Below are 7168 nucleotides of genomic sequence, written 5' to 3'. Positions count from 1 at the left end.
TCGAGGTAGTGCACGCTGAAATGCTGTTGCCGATCCGTCCAGACAGCACGGCTGGCGAAACCCGCACGGCGCGCCATCGCCTGGAAACCGGCGACGCTGTACTTGTAGGAATTCTCGGTATGGAGCGTTTCACCTGCACGGAATCGGAAGCTCTCACCTGCAACGCTGATAACCTGAGCCATAGTGCTTACCAAATGCATCTCAATGCGGCCAAGCTCTTCGTTGAATACGGCCTTATGGCTGAATCGGTCGGGGTCCAGATTGGCACCGAGTTCCCGCTCAAGACGATGCAGAAGGTTCAGATTAAACTGCGCGGTTACACCAGCCGCATCATTGTAGGCGGCCTCAAGGGTGGCCCGGTCTTTCAACAGGTCCACACCAATCAATAAGCCACTGCCCTTGGGCAAAGTCCGGTGCAAACCACCCAGGAAAGCCTGGGCTCCAGAGGGCTCGAAGTTACCGATGCTGGAGCCGGGGAAGAACCCCACCAACCGTTCACAGTTGAGGTTACGCGGCAGTCTAAGGCGCTGACAGAAATCCGCGCAGGCCGCATGTACCTCTAGCCAGGGATAGTCCTCCGCCAGCTTGCGCGTACTTTCGAGCAGGAAATCCCGGGAGATGTCGATGCCCAGATAACTGGTTATCTGCAGGCATTCGAGTAACAGCCGGACTTTACGGCTAGCCCCGCTGCCAAGCTCCATCAGGGTCGCATTTTGTCCGACGAGGTTGGCAATCTCGTCCACCATGGTGGCCAGAATGCCTTCCTCAATTCGGGTTGGGTAGTATTCCGGTTGCTGACAGATCAGCTCAAAGAGCTCGGAGCCGCGCTGATCGTAAAGATATTTGGGAGAGGAGTATTTTTGAGGTGCCCGTAAGCCCTCCAGAATTTCTTCACGCATTGAACGCGCGCCTGATGCTATAGGTTGCTGGTCATAAAAATGAACTGCTGAAGCCATGTTCAGTCCTCCTTGGCGAGGCGAAAACCGGAAAATGCCCAACGGGCATGGGGTGGAAAAAAATTTCGGTAGGTGGCACGAATATGAGCCTCGGGTGTAGCGCAGCAACCGCCGCGGAGCACCATCTGGCCTGACATGAATTTGCCGTTGTACTCACCCAGGCTGCCCGCCAGTGGTTTGAAACCCGGATAGGGCCGGTAGGCGCTACCCGTCCATTCCCAGACGTCGCCAAACATTTGCAAGGGGTAGCCCGTTTCAGACCTTGCCGACGCCGGTACAGGGCGGAGCCAGTCGGTCTCCAGGAAGTTGCCCTTGATTGGCAAGTCCTGAGCGGCCACCTCCCACTCCGCCTCGGTTGGCAGACGAGCGCCGGCCCAACTGGCATAAGCATCAGCTTCATAAAAACTTATGTGGCACACCGGGGCTTCAGGTTCTATGGGTTGTCTCCCCCCCAGGGTTCGTTGGTGCCAGCCTTCGTCGGTTTTCTCCCAATACAGGGGCGCCTGCCAGCCCTCCTGTTGGAGCAGGTTCCAGCCATCGGACAGCCATAGTTCGGTCTGCAGGTAGCCTCCATCAGCGATGAAAGTCATGAATTCACGATTGCTGACAGGGCGGTTGGCCAATTGGAAGGCCGCCACGTATTCCTGGTGGTGGGGCGATTCGTTGTCAAGGGCGAATGAAAAATTGTCGGTCTTGTGGCCTACGGTCCTCATGCCCTCGGGATAGCGATGCCATTGCAGCGGTTGTGACCTGGCTCCGGCCGAAGCCGTGAGTCCGCTACGATAAGTGGGGGCAAGAGGATTGCGCGCAAAAATATGCTGGATATCCATAAGCAACAGTTCCTGATGCTGTTGCTCATGGTTGATGCCCAGAGTGACCCGGCGTTGGATTTCATCCTGATCAACACCCATGGAGGACTGCAGTAAGCGCCTCATGGCTTCATCCACGAAGTGTCGGTAGCGGTAAATTTCCTGCACAGTGGGCCGGGCCAGCAGGCCGCGATCCGGTCTGGGGAAAGGTTTGCCGTGAGTTTCGTAATAGGAGTTGAACAGGTGGTCGTAGGCCGGATCAAAGGGCCTGTAGCTGCTCAGAAAAGGCATAAGCACGAAGGTCTCAAAAAACCAGGTGACATGGGCCAAATGCCATTTGGGCGGGCTAACATCCGACATGCTCTGGATGACATAGTCCTCGTTTTCAAGCGGGGCACAAATCGCCTCGGTGGCTTTGCGGGTCTGGCTATAACTTATCAGACGGTCTTCCAGTGGAATGCTGGTCTGATATTCAGCGCTCAAGATGTATGCATGAGGCAAAGTCATCGCTGGCACTCCTTGTGGCGACAGGTGCTTCTCTCAGAAACTGTACTGTTACGACATTCCATAGCGGTCAAAGGACTCGATTAAAAAAAACGACTGGACTGCGTGGCTCAGGCATTCTTCTTTGAACTTCAGTAAACGGGGGGAGGGAAACGGGGTCAAGTTTAAATCCCTGTAATAGAGAGCTGGGTTCGGGGGAAGTCTTGTACCGCAAGCGCGAACCGGAGCTATACGATCATGTAACCTTTACGCTGTGCCGTTGGCAGCCGTGTTACCTTCAAGTGGTAGTTAATTTTTTGGCGCCCGACCATTTGAAGTGGCGTTCGCCATTGCCCACCAAGGAGCAATGTGATGTCAAACACTCACAAAACGATTAATCCCGCCACGGAAGAAGAACTTGAAACCTATTCGCTGATGTCCCGCCAGGAAGCAGAGGACGTTGTCGAACAGGCACACAATGCCTTTCTCAGCTGGCGTAAAACCAACTTCAGTGAGCGCGCGGCTATCCTGCGCAAGACCGCCTCCCTGATTCGGGAGCGTCAAGATGACTATGCCGCACTGATGACCCGTGAGATGGGCAAAACCCTGGCTGAAGGCAAACAGGAGTGCGAACTCTGCGCTGCCGTCTGTGAGTACACCGCTGAGCAGGGCCCCAAGGAATTGGCGGATGAAACACGAGAGCTTAAGGGTGGGCGTGCGGTGGTCTCCTATCAGCCCCAGGGTGTGATCTACGGTATACAACCGTGGAATTTTCCGCTTTACCAGGTCATTCGATACAGCGCTGCCAATCTCATGGCCGGTAACACAGTGCTTTTGAAGCATGCTGCCAATGTCTGGGGCATGGCGATGGAAGTGGAAAAGCTTTATCGGGACGCTGGCATGCCTGAGCACGCCTTCCGCACCTTGTTGATAGATCATGATGTGTCGGATGCGGTCATCGAGCACAAACGGGTGCGAGGCGTAACGCTGACCGGCAGCCCCAACGCGGGCCGGGCTGTGGCCCAGCGCGCCGCTAAAGTGCTCAAGAAAACCGTACTTGAACTGGGTAGCAATGATGCCTACATAGTGCTGGCAGACGCTGACGTTCAGAAAGCGGCCAAGATCTGTGTTCAGGGTCGCACCTACAATGCGGGCCAGACCTGTGTGGCGGCAAAGCGCTTCATTGTCGTGGAAGCGGTGTACGACGAGTTCCGGGACGCCTATCTGGCCGAGATGAAGAAGCTTTCCTTCGGAGATCCGACCCACAGTGATACCCGAATGGGACCGATGGCTCGGGAAGATCTCAGGACAGGCCTCCATGAACAGGTTCGAAAATCTATCGAAGCTGGCGCTATCTGTTCACTGGGTGGTGAAATTCCGGAAGGCAAAGGCTACTTTTATCCCCCCACTGTGTTGGAAAACGTGGCACCGGGGCAGCCAGCGTACGATGATGAATTATTTGGTCCGGTGGCTGCTTTGATCAAGGTTAAGGATACGGACGAAGCCATACGGGTGGCAAACGACTCCATCTACGGCTTGGGTGGCGGTATTTTCTCCGCCGACGAAGACGAGGCCCTGCGGTTGGCCCGAGATGAATTCGACACCGGTATGGTCAATATCAATGGCTACAATCTTGCCCAGCCCAACCTGCCTTTTGGCGGCGTCAAGGAAAGTGGTTATGGCCGCGAGCACGGCGGTTTTGGCATGCACGAGTTCGTGAATGTGAAGGCCGTCATGGTAACTCAGTCTTGAACCATCAGTGGATGGTGTCTGAATGACAGAAAAGGGGAAGCCGAATGGGCTTCCCCTTTTTTGTAGGCTGTCCTATCGGAGCAGCAAGGCGGATACGGCTGCTATCCAATCGTTGAGTAAAAGTCTGGACCCAGGAAACGGGTCGGGTGGCGGAATTTACCGCTTTGATTGTACTTTTTACCGTTCGGCCCGAATTCGCGCCGGATTTGTATAACCACAATGTAAGTTACCCAGGCGGACGGAAAGAGGAGAAATTACGGCATTACTTTTGCTGTGTTTCCCACATTGAACTCAGCAACCTTATACTACCAGGAGGCTTTTATGCCTTATGACCGAAAGTCCGAGTTACCTGACAATGTAAAGGATAATCTGCCATCCCATGCTCAGGACATATACCGCAAGGCCTTTAATTCTGCGTGGGATGAATACAAAGATCCCGACGATAGGCGGGGCGACGCAGGGCGCGAGGAGACTGCCCACAAAGTCGCGTGGGCGGCAGTCAAAATGGAATACCATAAAAGAGGAGATCAATGGGTAAAGGACAAATCGTGAGTTACGGGCGCGCGCGTCGAGAGGTCATCGCTGACTCAAGCTGTTTTTTTGCGTTCTCTGTGTTTTCGACCAGGCGTTCATGAGAGGCCGACGCTGTATACGCTTCACCTGCGAGAACATCACCCTCTTCCTTAAGTCTGACGGCGGCATCCGCTACCCAATCCAATAACCGTAACTTGTGCTCCAGCTTCTCCGTCAGTTTTTCAGATTTGCCCGTTAAAATCGAATAGGGGCGACGGTCCAGAAGGTCCCCTGTCGCCTCCCGCAGGTTCCACCCCGTAAGCATCATTTTCGCGTCTGATCACCCAAGGCAGGTTCTCGGTCACGCTCACATTCAGCACGCCTCCGCGATACCCGGGGCGGTTCAGGCTGTCGTTCATATCTTTAGGGTATTCGCAGCCCACTATGCCCAATGCAATGACAATAGAAAGGATGTTGACGATTAGGGCGTCGCGTGAGGTCCGTTGCACTCTCAGGCCTCTCCAGAAGACATCCGATTCGGGTTCAGGAGAAATAAAGATTAGAAATTTTAAGCATAAAAAATCTTCAAAGGCATTAACTTAAGTTAAACGACAAAAATGATTTTACTGCTATATTTTAAATCATTGATATGAGCGGAAAATGACTGGATTTATAGTTGGTTTAGCGACGCTCAGTACATGCTTAGCGGTATACGTTTCTGTAATTGAATTTAGCGGGAGATAAGTCTTCTGAGGCGGGCTTGTCGTTAAGAATATGCAGTTGAATGCGTTAGCGTATAAATAATGGACAGATAACATGTAAAAATTTTAACCACGCAATTTCCTTCGGGAATTCCGTGTTGATTTTATCCATATTCGGTCCATAGTTGAAATATAGTGGTTTTGGGGTGTCTTTACGGAATGCTTGACGTGAAGGCTTGATATCGCTGCTGAACCCATAGGTAGTTAGAAGTCATGTGTTGTCGCGTGTCGTACCCTGACCCGGATTTGTAGGATTCAAAAGGGGGTCTACTGACCCGCTTTTTCTCAGGCAAGTGACTGACGCAGGGCACCGTTTTTCGATGTCCGATGTGAGGTTGTTTGCCTGCGCCCTTTCTGAAAGGGGCTCCTTCTCCGAGTCAGCGAGGTTCGCATGTTGTTGCCGCGTTAGCCTGAATTAAGCGAATGGACCAGCTCAATAATGGGCCGCATCGATGTGACAAGGAGCGATGTATGACTTTAATGGACGCAAAAAACATTCCACTTTCGGCGAACGAACATTCTGCTGATTCGGCGCACCTGCTGATTGTCAGTTACAGCAATAACGGTCAGGCCTTAACCGAAATGCTCAGCAGCCTTCACTTTACCACCACATACACCGAAGTGTTTAGCCATGCGCAGCAAGTGCTTCGTAGTGCGCGCCCGCCCTGTCTGGTGTTGGACATAGACCGGGAGACCATTGGCCAGCTGCAGTTAATAAAATTGGCTGCTGAGGTCTCTGCAACCATTATCGTCATTGGCCCTGCTAATAGTGACGCTTTTGCGAAGCAGTGTCTGAGTCACGGTGCCACTCACTACCTCGCCAGACCGATATCCCGTGAGCGACTGTGTCAGGCCCTCGGTGTCCGGGTAGACAGTGAAGAATGCCGAGGGACAGGGGTGACGAACCCAACGCGTGACCCTTCCCCACTTGAGCTTGATATGACACCCAGCACTTCAAGCAAGATGCAAAAAATAGCTGCGCAGGTCAGACGGGTTGCGCCGACCTCTGCCACTGTCTTTATTTGGGGAGAGAGTGGTACCGGGAAGGAGATAGTTGCTCAGGACATCCATAAGCTCAGTGATCGCTGCAACCGACCTTTTGTACCGGTTAACTGTGGCGCGATTTCCCCCCAGTTGATCGAAAGCGAGTTGTTTGGCCATGAGAAAGGCAGTTTCACTGGCGCAGTGAGAGAGCATAAAGGGGTTTTTGAAAGAGCGCGTGGCGGTACGTTGTTTCTGGATGAAATCACTGAGATGCCAATAGATCTGCAAGTTAAGCTACTGCGAGTATTGGAAACCCGACGGTTTTCCCGTGTGGGAGGTGACGGCGAGATAGAGGCGGATGTACGTATCGTGGCAGCCACTAACCGTTGCCCCGAAACCGAAGTGAAAGAGGGGCATTTCCGGGCAGACCTACTTTACCGTCTGCAGGTTTTCCCTATTGCGCTACCTCCCTTGCGGGAGAGAGCGGGGGACGTCCGAATTCTGGCGAGACATTTCCTGCAGGCGCTTAATGAGCAGGACGGGGGTAATATAGATTTTTCCGAGGATGCTTTACGGATGTTGGAAAACTATTCCTGGCCGGGCAATCTGCGCGAGTTGAAAAATGTTGTCCAGCGGGCCTATATCATGGCTGACGGTTTGATCACCGAGGCCGAGATTCCAGAAGATGTGGTTGATCCTCCCAGCGATAACCTCAACCAAGGGCCTTCCGTGACCGTGAGTATCGGTTCCTCTGTAGCCGAGGCCGAAAAGACCCTGATCTTCGCCACCTTGGACGAATGTAAGGGAAAAAAAGAGAAGGCAGCTAATATTCTTGGGGTCAGTATGAAGACCTTATACAATCGTCTAAGAGAATATGAAAACCGTAATGATGCTTAACTTCGAGAGGATA

6 protein-coding genes are annotated in these 7168 nt (G+C 53.0%); 3 read left to right on the top strand and 3 right to left on the bottom strand.

Annotated elements, in window-relative coordinates:
* Both egtD and egtB read right to left on the bottom strand, forming a co-directional pair.
* Positions 1-956 (bottom strand): L-histidine N(alpha)-methyltransferase (egtD, locus tag WEB64_RS05865; protein WP_368065527.1); only part of this gene is annotated, 956 nt, incomplete at its 3' end.
* Positions 957-958: 2 nt separating this feature from the next.
* On the bottom strand, positions 959-2272 hold the full coding sequence (gene egtB, locus WEB64_RS05860; RefSeq protein ID WP_368059879.1) for an ergothioneine biosynthesis protein EgtB: 1314 nt from the start codon (positions 2270-2272) through the stop codon (positions 959-961).
* A gap of 348 nt (positions 2273-2620) precedes the next feature.
* Here egtB and WEB64_RS05855 point away from each other — a divergent pair, with 348 nt between their 5' ends.
* Both WEB64_RS05855 and chaB read left to right on the top strand, forming a co-directional pair.
* Complete coding sequence (locus WEB64_RS05855; protein ID WP_368059881.1) at positions 2621-4000, top strand: NAD-dependent succinate-semialdehyde dehydrogenase; 1380 nt, start codon at positions 2621-2623, stop codon at positions 3998-4000.
* Between the two features lie 321 nt (positions 4001-4321).
* Positions 4322-4552 carry a putative cation transport regulator ChaB gene (chaB, locus tag WEB64_RS05850; RefSeq protein ID WP_368059883.1) on the top strand — a complete coding sequence of 77 codons (231 nt, stop codon included), beginning with the start codon at positions 4322-4324 and terminating at the stop codon, positions 4550-4552.
* 1 nt (position 4553) lies between these two features.
* Here chaB and WEB64_RS05845 read toward each other — a convergent pair whose 3' ends face one another.
* A complete protein-coding gene (locus WEB64_RS05845) occupies positions 4554-4841 on the bottom strand; it encodes a hypothetical protein (protein ID WP_368059885.1) in 288 nt (95 codons plus the stop codon).
* 904 nt (positions 4842-5745) lie between these two features.
* Here WEB64_RS05845 and WEB64_RS05840 point away from each other — a divergent pair.
* Positions 5746-7155 carry a sigma-54 dependent transcriptional regulator gene (locus tag WEB64_RS05840; RefSeq protein ID WP_368059887.1) on the top strand — a complete coding sequence of 470 codons (1410 nt, stop codon included), beginning with the start codon at positions 5746-5748 and terminating at the stop codon, positions 7153-7155.
* The last annotated feature ends 13 nt before the right edge of the window (positions 7156-7168 follow it).

This window comes from Marinobacter sp. (assembly GCF_040882185.1).
Classification (GTDB): Bacteria; Pseudomonadota; Gammaproteobacteria; order Pseudomonadales; family Oleiphilaceae; genus Marinobacter.
The sequence above is the reverse complement of the archived record's forward strand: the minus strand, read 5'-3'. Positions and strand labels throughout refer to the sequence as shown.